Source organism: Prosthecobacter sp. (genome assembly GCF_044378005.1).
Taxonomy (GTDB): Bacteria; Verrucomicrobiota; Verrucomicrobiia; order Verrucomicrobiales; family Verrucomicrobiaceae; genus Prosthecobacter.
In genome coordinates this window covers 1-14,204 of record NZ_JBILYB010000034.1, presented here as the reverse complement: position 1 = coordinate 14,204, position 14,204 = coordinate 1, and the positions used below count along the sequence as shown (strand labels likewise).

General features: G+C 59.6%; 14 protein-coding genes and 1 pseudogene. 4 read left to right on the top strand and 11 right to left on the bottom strand.

Annotated elements, in window-relative coordinates:
• Positions 1–15 precede the first annotated feature (15 nt).
• Positions 16–387, bottom strand: a complete 372-nt coding sequence (locus AC6FTP_RS09325; RefSeq protein WP_497206641.1) for an MGMT family protein — start codon at positions 385–387, stop codon at positions 16–18.
• A gap of 117 nt (positions 388–504) precedes the next feature.
• On the opposite strand from AC6FTP_RS09325, the gene AC6FTP_RS09320 reads away from it, so the two are divergent.
• Positions 505–1,494 carry a PEP-CTERM sorting domain-containing protein gene (locus tag AC6FTP_RS09320; RefSeq protein ID WP_497206640.1) on the top strand — a complete coding sequence of 330 codons (990 nt, stop codon included), beginning with the start codon at positions 505–507 and terminating at the stop codon, positions 1,492–1,494.
• Here the strand turns inward: AC6FTP_RS09320 and AC6FTP_RS09315 are convergent, their stop codons facing one another.
• Positions 1,495–2,526: a PIN/TRAM domain-containing protein gene (locus tag AC6FTP_RS09315; protein WP_497206639.1), complete on the bottom strand. Its 1,032-nt coding sequence runs from the start codon at positions 2,524–2,526 to the stop codon at positions 1,495–1,497.
• A gap of 116 nt (positions 2,527–2,642) precedes the next feature.
• On the opposite strand from AC6FTP_RS09315, the gene miaB reads away from it, so the two are divergent.
• Positions 2,643–3,998: a tRNA (N6-isopentenyl adenosine(37)-C2)-methylthiotransferase MiaB gene (gene miaB / locus AC6FTP_RS09310; RefSeq protein WP_497206638.1), complete on the top strand. Its 1,356-nt coding sequence runs from the start codon at positions 2,643–2,645 to the stop codon at positions 3,996–3,998.
• Here the strand turns inward: miaB and AC6FTP_RS09305 are convergent.
• The 5 genes from AC6FTP_RS09305 to AC6FTP_RS09285 form a co-directional block, all read right to left on the bottom strand.
• Positions 3,995–4,600 carry a cyclic nucleotide-binding domain-containing protein gene (locus AC6FTP_RS09305; protein WP_497206637.1) on the bottom strand — a complete coding sequence of 202 codons (606 nt, stop codon included), beginning with the start codon at positions 4,598–4,600 and terminating at the stop codon, positions 3,995–3,997. The genes miaB and AC6FTP_RS09305 overlap by 4 nt on opposite strands.
• A gap of 99 nt (positions 4,601–4,699) precedes the next feature.
• Positions 4,700–5,329, bottom strand: a complete 630-nt coding sequence (upp, locus tag AC6FTP_RS09300) for a uracil phosphoribosyltransferase (RefSeq protein ID WP_497206636.1) — start codon at positions 5,327–5,329, stop codon at positions 4,700–4,702.
• 9 nt (positions 5,330–5,338) lie between these two features.
• The gene (locus AC6FTP_RS09295) at positions 5,339–6,223 is read right to left on the bottom strand and encodes a L,D-transpeptidase (RefSeq protein ID WP_497206635.1); all 885 of its coding nucleotides are present in this window, start codon (positions 6,221–6,223) and stop codon (positions 5,339–5,341) included.
• A gap of 73 nt (positions 6,224–6,296) precedes the next feature.
• Complete coding sequence (locus tag AC6FTP_RS09290; protein ID WP_497206634.1) at positions 6,297–7,448, bottom strand: 3-keto-disaccharide hydrolase; 1,152 nt, start codon at positions 7,446–7,448, stop codon at positions 6,297–6,299.
• A gap of 44 nt (positions 7,449–7,492) precedes the next feature.
• The gene (locus AC6FTP_RS09285) at positions 7,493–7,948 is read right to left on the bottom strand and encodes a GAF domain-containing protein (RefSeq protein WP_497206633.1); all 456 of its coding nucleotides are present in this window, start codon (positions 7,946–7,948) and stop codon (positions 7,493–7,495) included.
• A 69-nt stretch (positions 7,949–8,017) separates the two neighbouring features.
• Here AC6FTP_RS09285 and AC6FTP_RS09280 point away from each other — a divergent pair, with 69 nt between their 5' ends.
• A complete protein-coding gene (locus AC6FTP_RS09280) occupies positions 8,018–8,665 on the top strand; it encodes a hypothetical protein (protein WP_497206632.1) in 648 nt (215 codons plus the stop codon).
• Positions 8,666–8,677: 12 nt separating this feature from the next.
• On the opposite strand, the gene AC6FTP_RS09275 is transcribed toward AC6FTP_RS09280, so the two are convergent.
• The 4 genes from AC6FTP_RS09275 to AC6FTP_RS09260 are packed head-to-tail and all read right to left on the bottom strand — an operon-like array spanning position 8,678 to position 13,387.
• Positions 8,678–9,790, bottom strand: coding sequence for an MGDG synthase family glycosyltransferase (locus tag AC6FTP_RS09275; RefSeq protein ID WP_497206631.1), 1,113 nt, complete (start codon positions 9,788–9,790; stop codon positions 8,678–8,680).
• Between the two features lie 58 nt (positions 9,791–9,848).
• Positions 9,849–10,619 (bottom strand): tetratricopeptide repeat protein, encoded by a 771-nt coding sequence (locus AC6FTP_RS09270; RefSeq protein ID WP_497206630.1) that lies wholly within the window; start codon positions 10,617–10,619, stop codon positions 9,849–9,851.
• Positions 10,620–10,632: 13 nt separating this feature from the next.
• Positions 10,633–11,913, bottom strand: a complete 1,281-nt coding sequence (locus AC6FTP_RS09265; protein WP_497200873.1) for a tubulin beta chain — start codon at positions 11,911–11,913, stop codon at positions 10,633–10,635.
• A 58-nt stretch (positions 11,914–11,971) separates the two neighbouring features.
• Positions 11,972–13,387 (bottom strand): tubulin beta chain, encoded by a 1,416-nt coding sequence (locus AC6FTP_RS09260; protein WP_497206629.1) that lies wholly within the window; start codon positions 13,385–13,387, stop codon positions 11,972–11,974.
• A gap of 331 nt (positions 13,388–13,718) precedes the next feature.
• On the opposite strand from AC6FTP_RS09260, the pseudogene AC6FTP_RS09255 reads away from it, so the two are divergent.
• Positions 13,719–14,204, top strand: a pseudogene (locus AC6FTP_RS09255) (hypothetical protein); the annotation flags it as partial.

Below are 14,204 nucleotides of genomic sequence, written 5' to 3'. Positions count from 1 at the left end.
TCTTTTCCCAGCAAGTCACCTGACTTCGCTCCAGCGGATGTTCCGGCGGATGCCGACGACGTGGAAGTGCGCGTCCGAATCCTGGATGTAGCCTTTGGGGTCGATGACCATGCCTTCGGACTCGAGACGTGACTTTTGCTGGTCGTGCAGCTCGGCTTCCATCTTGGGACTGATACGGGCATCGGCACTGACGACGCGGTGCCAAGGCAGCGCTTTCGATTCCTCCTCCGTGAGCCGACTCATCACAAACGCGACATGCCGTGCCATGACGTTCATGTGGACGGCGATGCTGCCGTAGGTGGTGAACTTGCGTTCAGGGATCAGTCCGACCAGACGGATCACTTCCGCACGGATGCGGGCAAAGGCGGGGGATTTTGCTTTAGCCATGGGGGAGAATCTCAGGGGCGCTGTGTGATCATAGTGTGGCAAGGTGGAGGGGAATGAAGAGGAGCTTCAAACGGAAAAACATTATGAAGATTATGGAATGGTGGTTAAGTTCTCCAAATGTTCCGATCAATCCCGAATCTCAATCTTCTGTCCCAACGCTTGCCGTTGCTGCTGGCGGTCTGGCTTGGTCTGGCGGGGCTGAGCTCGGGGATTGTGCTTCTGGACACGGACAATGCATCGGCAAACACGACGGCTCCAACGGGCATCTACCAGGACAGTGGCTGGGGGTTCCAGGGTGAATATGGCGGCTTTCTCGGGACGATGATCGGGCAGCAGTACTTCATCACGGCTCAGCATTTCGGGGTACAGGGCAGCACGTTTGTCAGCACGGCGGAGTTCAACGGCGTGGCGGATGTGACCTACACGATCGACGCTGCTGCGAATGGCGGCGCGGGCTTCTGGGACATCGCAGGGACGGACCTGCGCGTGTTTAAGATCAACGAGAGCTTTTCCTCATGGGCCGAGATTTACACAGGCAGCAGTGAGGTCGGGAGCACGATGGTGACCTTTGGCCGAGGAGGTCCACGCGGTGCGGAAGTGACGGTTGGGCCGACGGTGCATGGCTGGTACACCACGGGCATGGATGGCGTCTCGCGCTGGGGAGCGAATGAGGTGAGTGGGATCGTCGCGAGCGGGGTGGGAGATCTGATCTCGGCGCAGTTCAACGATGTGACGGGTCAAAACGAGGCCACGCTTTCCTCCGGGGATTCGGGCGGCGGTGTCTTCATTCAAGTCGGTGCGCAGTGGTTTCTGGCGGGCATCAACTACGCGGTGGACGGCTTCTTTGACACGAACAACACGGTGGGCGACTTCAGCGAGTTCGACGCAGCGCTTTTCGACAAAGGCGGCTTTTACGAGGGCAGCGACGGCACTGGCTGGAACTTCCACACAGACACGGGCTTGGATAAACCGAGCAACATGTATGCCTCGCGCATCTCGGCGAGCGCGACGGAGATCTCGGCGATTGTCGCTGTGCCTGAGCCGGGGAGTCTGGTGCTGCTGGCGCTGGCGGGAGCTGTGATGTTACGCCGTCGGCGGGCCGTATGATCACCGTGCCTTTAGTTCGGCAAAGATGAGCCTGCCTGCGGAGGTAGGCAGGGCGCTGGAGATCACGACATCGACGGTTTGACCCACAAAAGCGGCAGCTTGGTTGACGACGATCATGGTGCCATCCGGGAGGTAGCCCACAGCTTGATGTTTATCTTTGCCGGGCTTCTGGAGGCTAAGCGCGAGTTCATCGCCAGGGTTCAATTGCGGCTGCAGGGCGATGACGAGATCGTTGAAACTCAGCACAGTGATGCCACGAAGGCGGGCGACTTTGGCGAGGTCTTCGTCGTTCGTCAGAAGGCGGGCATTGAGTTGACGGGAAAGATGGGCCAGGCGGGCATCCACGGAGAGGTCGTCGCGCTTTTCCCAGCTCTCAGGCTCGAAGACAGTGAGTCGCACGCCGGGCAGGGCACGGAGTTTTTCCATGACTTCGAGACCGCGTTTGCCACGCAGGACTTTTTGGTTGTCGCCAGATTCGGTGAGGCGCTGGAGTTCATCCAAAACGAAGCGCGGGACGACGAGCGGGCCGCTGAGAAAGCCGGTGTCCGCCACTTTGAGGATGCGGCCGTCAATGATGATGTTCGTATCGAGCAGGAGAGGCTCGCCTTCCGCGCCTTCGCGGCGGAACTGCACATAGGGGATGATGAAGGCGAACTGGTCGCGATCACTGCGCAACGCGACGGTGACGCCGAAGAAAGCGAGCGAGGCGTAGATGACGAGCTGCACGAGGTTTTGCAGGGCCTCGCTGCCGGGCTTTGACTGGAAGTAGTCCAGCTGGAAGACGCCGATGCGGGTGATGAGCCAGGCGCAGAAAAGACCGATGCCGAGGCCGAAGGTGGCGTGGGAGAAGTCCCGCAGCGTCACGCGCGTGAGTGTGAGGTCCAGAACCAGGAGCATTCCCATGACGACCGCGCCCGTGATCGCTCCCGTCCATGCCGGCTGGTCAAAGCCGAGCGCGATCGTGATGCCGATGAACACGAAGAGCGAAAAGAAGAGCGCCCGGACGAGGCGAATGGACCACGGAGAATTCATGGAGAGGAATTGCGGGTGTAGAGTAGCGACGCGGGCGGGCTTTGACGAGAGGCAAATGCGGTGAGCGAACTCTTTGCAAATCACCGCCAAGTGCGGCAAACCTCCGCCCCGCCTCCATGCCCCGCGTTTACATCAAGACTTACGGCTGCCAGATGAATGAGCGCGATACCGAGCAGGTATCGCAGATGTTCGTCGAGCGCGGCTATACCATGACGGCGACGGATGCGGACGCGGATGTGGTGCTGATCAATACCTGCTCCGTGCGCGATCAGGCGGAGCAGAAGGCGATGGGGAAGATGGGCATGGTGCGGCGGCGGAAGGTGCCGCTGGTCACGGGCTTCATGGGCTGCATGGCGCAGAGCCGTGGCTCGGAACTGGTGGGGAAGACGAACGTGGATCTCGTGGTCGGCACGCAGAAGTATCATCGCGTGGTCGAGTATGTGGATGAGATCATCCGGGCCAAAGAAGCGCGGCAGATGGATGAGGAGCGCTTTTCCATCGTGGATATCGACGAAGAGGACGCGAGCCAGAACACGATTCGGGATCACACGCTGAAACCGAAGCAGGGCTCCGCCTTTGTGAGCATCATGCAGGGCTGCAACATGAAGTGTACCTTCTGCATCGTGCCCTACACACGCGGCGGAGAGCGTGGGCGGCCCATCGCAGACATCGTGGAGGAGGTGAAGCGTCTCGCCGATCAAGGGGTGAAGGAAATCACGCTGCTCGGGCAGATCGTGAATCTTTATGGGCGGCATGAATTCCCTGTCGTGGATGGGAAGTCGCCCTTCGTTCAGCTCATCGAGGCGGTGCATGAGGTGCCGGGCATTCAGCGCATCCGCTTCACCAGCCCGCATCCGATTGGCTACAAGAAGGACCTGATCGAAGCCTTCACCTATCTGCCAAAGCTCGCCGAGCATGTGCATCTGCCGGTGCAGAGCGGGAGTGATGAGATCTTGAAAAAGATGCACCGCCCTTACTCGTCGGCGAAGTTCAGTGAACTCGTGGAGCGCATTCGCGCAGCGCGTCCGGGGATCGCAGTGACGACGGATGTGATCGTGGGCTTTCCGGGTGAGACGGAGCAGCATTACCTGGAGACGCGGGAGCTCTTTGACCGGCTGAAGTTTGATAACGCCTTCGTCTTCCGCTACTCGAAGCGCCGTGGCACGCCCGCTGCGGAGATGGCGGAGGAACTGCAAGTCAGCGAGCAGGAGAAGGAGCGTCGCAATCAAGACCTGCTCACCCTGGTGAACTCACACGCGTATCCGCGCTATGAGGAGCTGATCGGCCAACGCGTGGAGGTGCTGTGCGAGGGCACGAGCAAGACAAACGAGTCGCGGCTCACGGGACGCACGCGGACGAACCGGATCGTGGTCTTCGAGGGCAATCCCGAGCGTCACATCGGCGAGATCTTCGACGTGAACATCACAGGCTGGGCGAACTTCACGCTGTTTGGCGATCCGGTCGTCGTCTAGGCCAAAGCCTTCCGGCGAGCGGGCTTGCGGGCTGCTTTGACGGCAGGGCGCGGGGCACGACGGGCGGGCTTGGGCACGGAGATGACTGCCTCAGCAGGCTCGGCCTGGGCGTCTTTGAGGGCGCGGAGTTCCTTTTCCACCTCAGCGAGGCGGCGGGAGGTGACATCGAGCTTCTTCGTGACGAGACGGGCGACGAATTCAAACAGCGCGGCGTGGAAGGCGGGGTCTTCCTCACGCGGATGGATGTCCTGGAGGAATTTCTGGTCCACGGCGAGGCATAGGGCGCGGCTGCCAGCAATGACGGAGGCGGCGCGTTTGTCCTGATTGACCAGGGCCAGCTCGCCGAAAACGTCACCTGGACGAGAAATGGCGGCGACTGTTTTGCCGCAGACCCGGACTTCGAGATTCCCGCTGAGCAGGACGTAGATGCGGCTGTCGATGGTTCCTTCCTGGATGATCGTGTCCCCCGGATCGCACTGGAGGAGGGAGGAGGAGTTCAGGACTTCGTCGAGCTGTTCGTCGGTGAAACTATTGAGGAACGGCACGGCCTTCAAAGGCGCGGGCAGGCGTCCTTCTTCGTGGATATAGGCGTACTCTTTCATGGTGCTGGTTGGCTTATCTCATGGATACGAGACACGCAGCAAGATCATTCCCCGTGCCAGTCGAAGATTTTTCGTCACCCAGATGGGGGACATGGGGAATCAGGTGCCAAAGCAGCGGTCCCCGGCATCGCCGAGACCGGGCACGATGTAGAAGTTCTCGTTCAATCCTTCATCAATGGCGGCGGTGACGACGGGCACGTCGGGGTGCGCTTCATGCAGCGCCTCCAGGCCCTGCGGGCTGCTGACCACGGAGATGAAGGTGAGTCTCTCGGCTCCTGCGGCCTTGAGTTGCTTGATTGTGAAACAGGCACTGCCGCCGGTGGCGAGCATGGGATCGAGCACGAAAACATCCGCCTCATACAGCACGACGGGAAGCTTGGCATAATAGGGCCTCGGCTGGGCGGTCTCTTCACACCGGGCGATGCCGATGTGCGCCACGACGGCCTCGGGCACGAGGGCGTGGATGGCATCGCTCAGGCCCAAACCGGCGCGCAGGATGGGCACGAGCACGAGTGGGCGGGCAAAGGCATGTCCCTGCGTTTCGGCCAGCGGCGTCTGGAGAGTGACCTCCGCTGTCTCCAATCCACGGCTGGCCACGGTGAAGAGGATCTCCGCCAGTCGGTGCAGATGCCAGCGGAACTGCGCTGGGGGCGTGTCCTGCCGACGCATGGCCGTCAGGTGAATCTGGGCCAGCGGATGGGTGACGACGAGAGGCTGTGGGGCGGACATGGTGAAGTCTCAGTTCCCCGTCGGAGCGCCGGCTGCTGCTGGGGCAGGTGTCGGTGTCGAGGGGATGGCGGGCTTGATTTCCTCAGTCGGGGCAGGGGAGGGGACCGGAGTGCCTGCCGGGGCCGGAGTGGTGCCAGCGGCGGGTGGAGTCGCGGCAGGTCCGTTTGGATCACCTGGGGCGAGAGTGGTGATCGCCGTTGCCGCAGCGGCGGCTTCTTCGGCTTTCTTCTTCGCAGCGGCGAGCTTGGCGGCGTTGGTCTTGGATTTCTCGGCGGACTGTTTGAGATAGGTCTGATAATCCGGGCCGCTGCCTTCGATCTTCACCGGAGTGCCGATGGCGGTGTGCTTGAACATGGTGCCGGCGAATTTCGATGGGAGGCGGATGCAACCATGAGAGGCGCGTTTTCCAGGACGTGGGATGGGGCCGATGTGCATGCCCACGCCATCGCCGGTGAGGCGCATGAAGTAGGTCATCTTGGCGGCTTCGAAACGGCCGCCGGGAGGCAGGAGATCGCGGCCCTGCTTGAAGTCGGAGTTCACGAGCTTGCCATCCGCGTCATAGCCCTTGCCGTAGAGGTTGGAGACTTTGTCGGAGATCTTTTCCAGCACCTTGAACTCGCCAATCGGCGTGGGGAAGCTGGTGATGCCGGTGGCCACATAGGTCCAGCCGAGCTGTTCTTCGCCATTGTAGAGGTAGGCCCTCTGTTCGTCCACATTGATGCGGATGGAGGTGATGTCTTTGCCAAGGCCGTTCCACTCGAAGAGGCCGGTGGGCTTCTTCACGACAGGTGGAGGCTCTGGCGGCGGTGGCGTGGTCTTACAAGCCGCCAGCCAGAGGGCGGCCATGATCAAAGAGCCGCGTGTGGCAAGGCGAAGCAGGTTTTGGGGGTGCATGTGGGCGGAGTCTAAGTCCACAGCACGTCACGCTCAAGGACGAGCGTGGGTTGCCGGAGAAATCTTGCGGCCGCTACTTCTTCTTGTCCCACTCCTGCTTCTTCACGATCTCAGCGATCTGCTGTTTCGCGGTGAAGTCGTCGGGGAGGAGTTTGAATTTGGTGAGGTAGTTCAGGGCTTTTTGGAACTGGAGGGCCTCGCCTTTCTTGGATTCGATCTTGTCGGCGGGGGTGTCTTTCAGTGCCTGGATGAAGTCGGCGGTCATCTTGATGCCAGTTTCACGGGCGGCGTTGTTGTCGGCGTAGCAGAGAGATTCGAGGAGGCGATACATCTTGGCGTTGCCCTCCAGTTTGGCGGCGTCTTCGCGGATGCCTTTGGCGATCTCGGCGCGCTTGGCGGCGGTGGCGGCTTCGCTCATGCGGCTGGTGTCGCCGCCTTCGATGGCGCGTTTGGGCAGGGGGCGATACCAGATGTTCCGGTAGCGGACGGGATTGCCGTGATCCTGGAGTTTGAGCGGACCTTTTTCAGGGAAAGGGCGCGGGCTGGAGCGGCGCATGTGACCGCCGCCGCCTTCGAGTTGGGTGTGGTCCTGGGTGCAGACGCCATTGACGAAGACGGTGATGTAGCCGGGGTCAATCTCCTGGCCGTCTTTGAAAAGGGGGCGGCGGAAGATGATGTCGTAGCTCTGCCACTCGCCGGGTGCGTTCAGCGCGTTGGCCATAGGAGGATTGATGCCGTAGATGGAGGAGGCGAAGCCGTCCGGGTAGGTGGGGTTGTTGTAGTTATCCAGCACCTGCACTTCGACCTGACCCATGAGGAAGACACCGCTGTTCCCACGGCCCTGGCTGTTGCCCTCGACCTTGCTGGGCGCGCTCCATTCGATGTGGAGTTGGCAGTCGGCGAACTCTTCCTTCGAGCGGATGTAGCCGCTGCCGGGCACGCATTGCAGCACGCCATCTTTGACTTCCCATTTGGTAGGCTCGCCTGTGGGCTTGTCGGACTGCCACTTCTCGATCTCCTCCGCCTTGCCGCTGAAGAGGACGATGGCATCGGAAGGAGCGGCACCATTTTTCCCAGGCTCCACACGCGGTGGCTGCGGGCGGTTCATGTCATGGATGGCCCAGGGATGCGTGGCATCGGGAGCATCACCATAAAAGCCGCCTTCAGCGTGGGCGGTGGTGAAAGTGGAAAGGGCGGCGAGGACGTGGATCGTGGAGCGCTTCATGGCGCGCCATTGATAATGACTCGTCACTCCGTAGCCAAGACAATTCAGCCCGCAGGCAAAAGCCGGGCTGCTGCAGCGCGGGCGATGCTGAGGAGCTTCTCCTTTTCCTCGGGGCTGAATTCATAGGGCTCCATCTTGCCGATGCCGAGCGTGCCGCAGAGGCGGGAGCCATCCATCATCGGCACAGCGAGGCTGCCCTGAACATTGGTCTGCCTTGCGCCGGGTTTGGCCACGCCGCTGGTGTCGGTTTGCAGATTGCACAACTCCACGGGCGCTTCCCGCTGCGCAGCCGCACCGGCGATGCCTTTGCCCACGGGGATGGACTGGATGATGGGAATGAGCTGAGGCGGGATGGCCTTTGCTGCCACGAGTTTCAGATGCTTGTCCGCCGGGTCGAGCCGATGAATCGTGCCGGTGGTGCAGCCGAAGTCGATTGCCACTTCGGAGAGGAAGAGGTTCCAGTCAGCCTCAGAGGGGTGAAGATTCAGTTCAGTGATCATGACGGTTAAACAAACGAGTTGGAGACGGGAGAAGTCGCCGCTATTCTGTCGGAGACTCTGTCTTTAACTATGAAAATGCGCGCTGCCTTTCTTGGCCTTTCATGGCTTCTGTTTGTCGCCATCACCACCGCGAGCCCGAATGGCCAGCGGGTGATCGGCCGCACGATCTACCACAAGGACAAGTCACGAACTGAGTCGGTGAACAATCCCGAGACTCGCGAGATGACGGAGATGACCTACACGGCGGACAATGTCCTCTCGATTAAAAAAGTCTTCCTCATGAACGAGAAGGGTGAGCCGACTCAGGGCAATGTCTATGATGGGCGTGGCAACCTGGTGGCGCGCGTCAAGTGCAACTACGATGAGCTTGGCCGACGGAAAGAGGACCTCCTCATGAACCTGAACGGGGAAACCTTCCAGCAGGTCCTCCACGAATACGGAGCCGATGGCAAGGCGCTCACGCCAAAGGTAATCAACATCAACACCGCTGCAGCGCCCAGCATCCGACCTGCGGCGATCGACTTTACCAAGCAGACAGCCCCTGCGGGAGCACCAGCGCCTGCGACAAACCCGGACTCACGCTTTGCGCCCGTCCCCATTCCCAATGCACCTGTGCAAGGCAGCGGTGGACTGGAGACAGCCCCTGCCAAGTTGCCGACAGAGGAGAAGCCGAAGTCGAACTTCTTCAAAAAGCTCTTCCAGAAGAAGGAGAAGTAGTCACAGACGTCTTTAGCGGGCCTTCATCATTTCCTGCACTTCATGGGCCACGCGCAATGCCGCGTCGGGCACGCTGATGGGCAGCAGGTTTTCCCGCATCTGCCGCACAAGTTTGCCGTTGTTTGCCAGTGCTGCTGCCACTTGCAGGCCGGTCTCTGCGGCGGAGTGAGAGCGTAGCGCGCAGTGACGTGACAGCAGGTAATCCGCATTTCCTTCCTCCTGCCCTGGGACGACGTAGTCGATCACCGCAGGTGTGCGTGCCGCCATGACTTCATGCAGGATGGCTCCGCCCGCCTTGCAGATCACGACATCATGCGTGCGCAGCAGCTCAGGGATGCGCGAGGTCCAGCCGATGATGTCCAAGGTTCCTTCGGGGATCGAATCGATGTAGCGCCGCAGTGCATGATAGAGACGAGAGCGATGCTTTCCCACCGGGATCGTGAGCTTCACGCCCTGCTCGATCAGCGGACGTAGCGCCTCCAGTGTGGCGGCAACGTGTCTTGCCGGTGTGGAGGGGAGATAAAGAATGCGTTGTCCGCTGCGGCAAAGCAGCTCTTCCGGCAGGGCTTCCGAAAATTGCAGACTCACAGGAAAGCCAGTGATGCGAGTTTTCGCCGGAGGCACGCCCATCTTCAGGATGACATCATCCGTCTCCACATCCGACACGCAGTAGAGATCGCTCGGTGCCATGAGCCAGATCGGGTGGACGCTCGTCGAGTCCGTGATCACCGTCACCAAAGGCGGCACCTCCATCTGCTGCCGCAGGGTCGCCAGCAGACCCGCATAAAGAGGGTAGGTGCTCACGATGACACGGGGTTTCAATTCTTCGATCTGCCGCCTCAATCCCGTCAGCAGCGGGCGCATCCAGGCATTCTGCTTCGGGTCTAGGTCAGACTTCGCCAGCATCCGGTAGAGCGCACTCCAGGCCCAGGGAAGATGCGTGATGGCCACCTGATACAAGCTTTTCAAAACACCCGCCGTGCGCGGCTGTACTTCGGACACCAGATCCGACACAAGCACCTGCTCCCCGGGTAGAGAGCGACGCAATGCCTCGGCCACGGAGGCTGCGGCCGTGTTATGTCCATCACCAAAGCCAGCGGTTAAAACGAGAATCACAGTCGCCATGGCTGCCTGAAAACTCCCGCCAACTCAAACAAAAACATGCACTGCCCAGAAAAGGTCGTTACAGAGTCTTGTCGATCAACAGCGCTGCGGCGCGGCGGGGATTGGCGTGGAAACCGTTCATGCCGGAGCGGATGCGCTTGGCACGGTCCACGCAGGCTTCGGCTTTTTGAAAGTCTCCGGTGGCTTTATAGACGGCTCCCAGATTGATATAGGTTTGGGAGAGATCGGCGGGGTCCATCTGATCCTGAGCCAGATTTTGGCGGATGCCGAGTGCGCGCTCATGCATCTGCTGGGCGCGCTCCACATCCATGTTGGTGTAGTAGAGCACGCCGAGATTGTTCAGCACGCTGGCTACACGCGGGCTTTCCCCACCATCTGCTGCGCGGAAGGTATCGAGCGCCTCTTGATAGTACTGCTCAGCCTTTTTGTAGTCGCGCAGTCCTTTGAAGATCATGGCGAGGTTGTTCTTGATGGTCGCCACCTTGTCATTGTCCTGCAAACCGGCGTCGTCGGCGATCTTGAGCGCCTTTTCATAATACTCGGCGGACTTGTCCATCCGACCCCAGCGATCATAGAGATGGGCGAGGAGGGAATGAATGCCGCAGAGGAGATCGGGGTCGGGCTTTTTCAACTCCTGGGCTCGGAAAAGCGCCTCTCGGTAGAGGGATTCGGCTTTGCGGAAGTCACCTTCCTTCTGCCGGAGATCGGCGAGGACGCTGATCTGCTCGACGAGCTGCCCAAGGCGGGCGGGATCCCGGTACGCAAGTCGGCGGACCTCCTCGACACTGCGGGAGGCCGACAACAGTTGGCGCTCAAGGTTGGGATCCACGGAAAAAAAGGAACTAACTGGCGTCGCGGTAAGACCTCGCGAGGTTGGCGATAGAGTCACGTGCGCTGGCCATCATGTCACGCGAGACACCGGCGGCTTCATACCAGTGGGTGTAGGCGTGGTTATCAAACATAATGTCAAACTGGGTGACCAGACGCTCGAAGACGGCCGCGATGCCGGTGTGGTTCACGAGTGCGAGACCGCTGGAGGCGAAACCTTCAGGCGCAGTCTCAGCGACGCCGATCTTCAGACCGCCGGCAGATGGCATGTAGCTGGCGAAGTTCAGTCCTTTGCGGATGGTGGCCATGTTTTCATCGACCTCCTTCTGCTTCACATCACCTCGGAAGAGGGCGCTGGCGGCGAGATAGACGCCCTGCTGCCAGTCGATGGCAGCGGTGAAGTTGTCCTGCGAAAATGTCTCGCGGGCGAGGTCGGGGAAGTTGCTGCGGACCTGACCTTCCTGACCTGGGGCACGCATCGGAGCGAAGCTGGCGGTGAAGAAGTGGTTGCCAGGGAAGGGCACGAGATTTGTGACAAACTCGCTGAGGTCGGTGTTCAGCTTGCCGGGGAAACGCAGGGACGCCGTCACCGAGCTCATGATGAGCGCGACGATGTGGTTGAGGTCCATGTAGTTCGGCGAGCGATGCAGCTTGGCCTTGGCAATGCGGAAGAGAGCTTCGTTGTCGAGAATGACGGCACCGTCGGCATGATCGAGGATGCGCTGGAGGGTCAGGATGGCGTTGTAGGGCTCGACTGCAGAGTCTGAAATGACTGGCGAAGGCGCGACCGAGAAGGTGAAGATGCGCTTCTTTGGATAGGCTTGACGCAGACGCTCAAGAATAAGCGAGCCAAGGCCGGAACCGGAACCGCCACCAATGGAATGAGTGAGGAGGAAACCCTGAAGCCCCTTGGTTTTTTCGACGGCATTGTCGATGACGTTCATCACCTGATCGATGACGCGCTCACCTTCGACGTTGTAGCCGCGTGCCCAGTTGTTCGCGGCACCTGGGATTTTGCGCACGATGCTGCTTTCATCGAAGAGCTGGGACATGTCTCCGCTCTCGATACGTGCAATGACACCGGGCTCGAGGTCCACAAGCACCGCACGGGGGATGTATTTGCCGTCACGAATCTTATGGAAGAAGACCTCCATGTTGGCATTGCTTGCGGCAGATGAGCCATCTTTGGGCGTGCCTTGATCGGTGAGGCCGTGCTCACGCAAAATCAGACGCCAGAAGCGATCCGCGATTTGGTTGCCACACTGGCCGACATGAATGCTCAGAATCTCTCTCACTGGTTCTCCTCCGGGATGTTTGCTTGAAGTTAGGTTTAAAAAAGAAAGTCTGGATGGATCAGCGACGGTCCACGAGATCGCGAAGGCTGACAGACGATGTCCTGCGTGGATCCTCACCGGCAGATGTACTGCGGGTGGTCATGGTTCCTTCGTCCTGAGTTTTGGCTTTGGCACCGCTCTCTTCGGCCACCTGGTAGCTCTGGATGAGTTCCTGGGCGGAGGCACGAAGGGCGATGATCTGCTCTTCGTTCATGCCTTCGTTCAGGTACCAGTTGGCGAAGGCCTTTCGCTGCCAGAGCTTGTCGAAGTTGTGGCAGATCCGGTCCAGGACGCGGGCGATTTCGGTGTTGTTGGCCAGGAGCACCATGCTCTTGCGGTGCGAGATGCCCGGTTGTTCGACATAGCCGATCTTGAAAGCGGTGGGGATCCAGTAGGTGAGCGGGAGCTTCTCGCGCATCGCCGCCAGGGAGGCATCGGCCAAGGGCTTGTCCTCCATGATGCCACGGTAAAGCACGGCGGTGGAAAGGAAGCGTCCCTCCATCGGCGAGCAGGCGGCAAAGACGGAGCCATTATCGAAGAGGGACTTGATCATGTCCTCAATGCTCATCTCCTCAAATTTGCTGCGATCCGGTGGCGTAAGTGGCGCGAAGGCGCACATCAAGAAATGCAGGGAAGGCTGCGGAACAAGATTGGTGAGCAGCTCTCGCAGGCTGATTTCCACCGTCAGGAAGCCGCTGAAGCGCATGGATGCGGTGATGCCAGCAAGCGCTTCGGTGATGAGCAGGTTCAGATCATCCACAGTCGGGCTCTCAATGTTCCACTTCCGGTGCGCCAGCTCGAACAGAGCCTCATTGTCGAAAATCAGGCAGGCATCAGCCGTGCGGCGCAGGCTGTTGAGTGAGAAAACCGTGTTGTAAGGCTCGGTAACCACACTGGAAACCTGTGGTGAGGGCAATACTGCACAGCTCAACACGGGTGCTTCAGGATACTTCTCCTTGATGGACTCGATGAGCAATGCGCCGAAGCCGGAACCCGTACCGCCTCCCGTGGCATGAATGACGATGATGCCACCCACGTTGTCACATTTGTCGATCTCATAGCTCACACGGCTCATCACTTCGGGCAGCACCTCGCGCCCGGCGCCGGAGTAGCCGACAGCGAAATTGCCACCAGCACCTTCCGTTCGGCTGATCAGGTTTGCTGGGTTGAAAAGCGAGCCTGTCGTAGCTTTCACATGATCGATGACGCTTGGCTCCAGATCGACCATGACGGCACGCGGCACATAGCTGGATCCGGATTCACCGAGTTGGGAGAAAAAGGAACTCCAATTGCCGCGTGGTGGTGTTCCCTGCGTGGTGACGGAACCACTCATGGGATCAATGCCGTGTTCCTGGCAGATGGTTTTCCAAAACGAAGCAGCGATTTGATTGCCTGCTTGGCCGATGGAAATGACGATTGTGTTGTTGACCTTCATCCGGGATTTTCAGTTGTCAGTGTGTTTTTATAGCAATTGAGAAAAATCGCAAGAATTGTTCCCAATTTAGAAAAAGTAGTTCAAAACGAGATATCAGAACTGCGAAAACGGCGCTTTCGCTCCCCTTTCAAGCCTGATTACCCGTAGATTTTGTGGCTGTTTAAATGTAGCCGCTTCGCAGGGAATGTTTCAATCAAAATTCCTCATGGAGAGCGACTTCGATTATTTACCGCTTACAACCACAGTTTAGAATTGTAGCTGGCTGAGGCGAATCTTCGCACATTTTCGACCCCGACCTCGTCCCATTCGGGCTGCCTTCCCCATCACGACCATGAATCGCTATCTCACCATCCTGATGATTGCTTGTTTCTCGCTCGCCGCCAGTGCCGCCGAGCCAGTTGCTGAGACTGATCTCCTGGCTTCCGGGCTGGAGGAAAAAGTCGCCGCCATAGCCAGCCATGCCCTTGGTACAACGACCTCGGGCGCGATTATTCCTGGTGTGAGTTTGGCCGAAGGCATCTCCGAAGTGACCGGTGTAGCCATCAGCCCTCTGCTTGGTATCAGCGCCGTCGGTGCATGGAAATACTGGCACACGGAGCCTAGCGCCCGTGCCCGTTTGCCTTGGTATTGCCAGCCCTGGGCCTGGGGTTCGGGTCTTGGCCTCATCGCGCTGTGCTTTTGCAAAGACCTCTTCGGGGCAGCCGTGCCGGGTATTTTAAAGAAGCCGCTCGACTGGGTGGAACTTTTTGAAAATAAAGCCAGCGCTCTCGTCGCCAGCGCAGCTTTCGTTCCTCTAGTGGCTCTGGCCATGAGTGAG

Excerpts from the sequence above, each read along its gene's own strand:
- AC6FTP_RS09260 (WP_497206629.1), bottom strand. The coding sequence starts at position 13,387 with ATGAAGGTCAACAACACAATCGTCATTTCCATCGGCCAAGCAGGCAAT.
- AC6FTP_RS09315 (WP_497206639.1), bottom strand. The coding sequence starts at position 2,526 with ATGAATTCTCCGTGGTCCATTCGCCTCGTCCGGGCGCTCTTCTTTTCG.
- AC6FTP_RS09325 (WP_497206641.1), bottom strand. The coding sequence starts at position 387 with ATGGCTAAAGCAAAATCCCCCGCCTTTGCCCGCATCCGTGCGGAAGTG.
- miaB (WP_497206638.1), top strand. The coding sequence starts at position 2,643 with ATGCCCCGCGTTTACATCAAGACTTACGGCTGCCAGATGAATGAGCGC.
- AC6FTP_RS09320 (WP_497206640.1), top strand. The coding sequence starts at position 505 with ATGTTCCGATCAATCCCGAATCTCAATCTTCTGTCCCAACGCTTGCCG.
- upp (WP_497206636.1), bottom strand. The coding sequence starts at position 5,329 with ATGTCCGCCCCACAGCCTCTCGTCGTCACCCATCCGCTGGCCCAGATT.
- AC6FTP_RS09305 (WP_497206637.1), bottom strand. The coding sequence starts at position 4,600 with ATGAAAGAGTACGCCTATATCCACGAAGAAGGACGCCTGCCCGCGCCT.
- AC6FTP_RS09295 (WP_497206635.1), bottom strand. The coding sequence starts at position 6,223 with ATGCACCCCCAAAACCTGCTTCGCCTTGCCACACGCGGCTCTTTGATC.
- AC6FTP_RS09275 (WP_497206631.1), bottom strand. The coding sequence starts at position 9,790 with ATGGCGACTGTGATTCTCGTTTTAACCGCTGGCTTTGGTGATGGACAT.
- AC6FTP_RS09290 (WP_497206634.1), bottom strand. The coding sequence starts at position 7,448 with ATGAAGCGCTCCACGATCCACGTCCTCGCCGCCCTTTCCACTTTCACC.
- AC6FTP_RS09280 (WP_497206632.1), top strand. The coding sequence starts at position 8,018 with ATGAAAATGCGCGCTGCCTTTCTTGGCCTTTCATGGCTTCTGTTTGTC.
- AC6FTP_RS09285 (WP_497206633.1), bottom strand. The coding sequence starts at position 7,948 with ATGATCACTGAACTGAATCTTCACCCCTCTGAGGCTGACTGGAACCTC.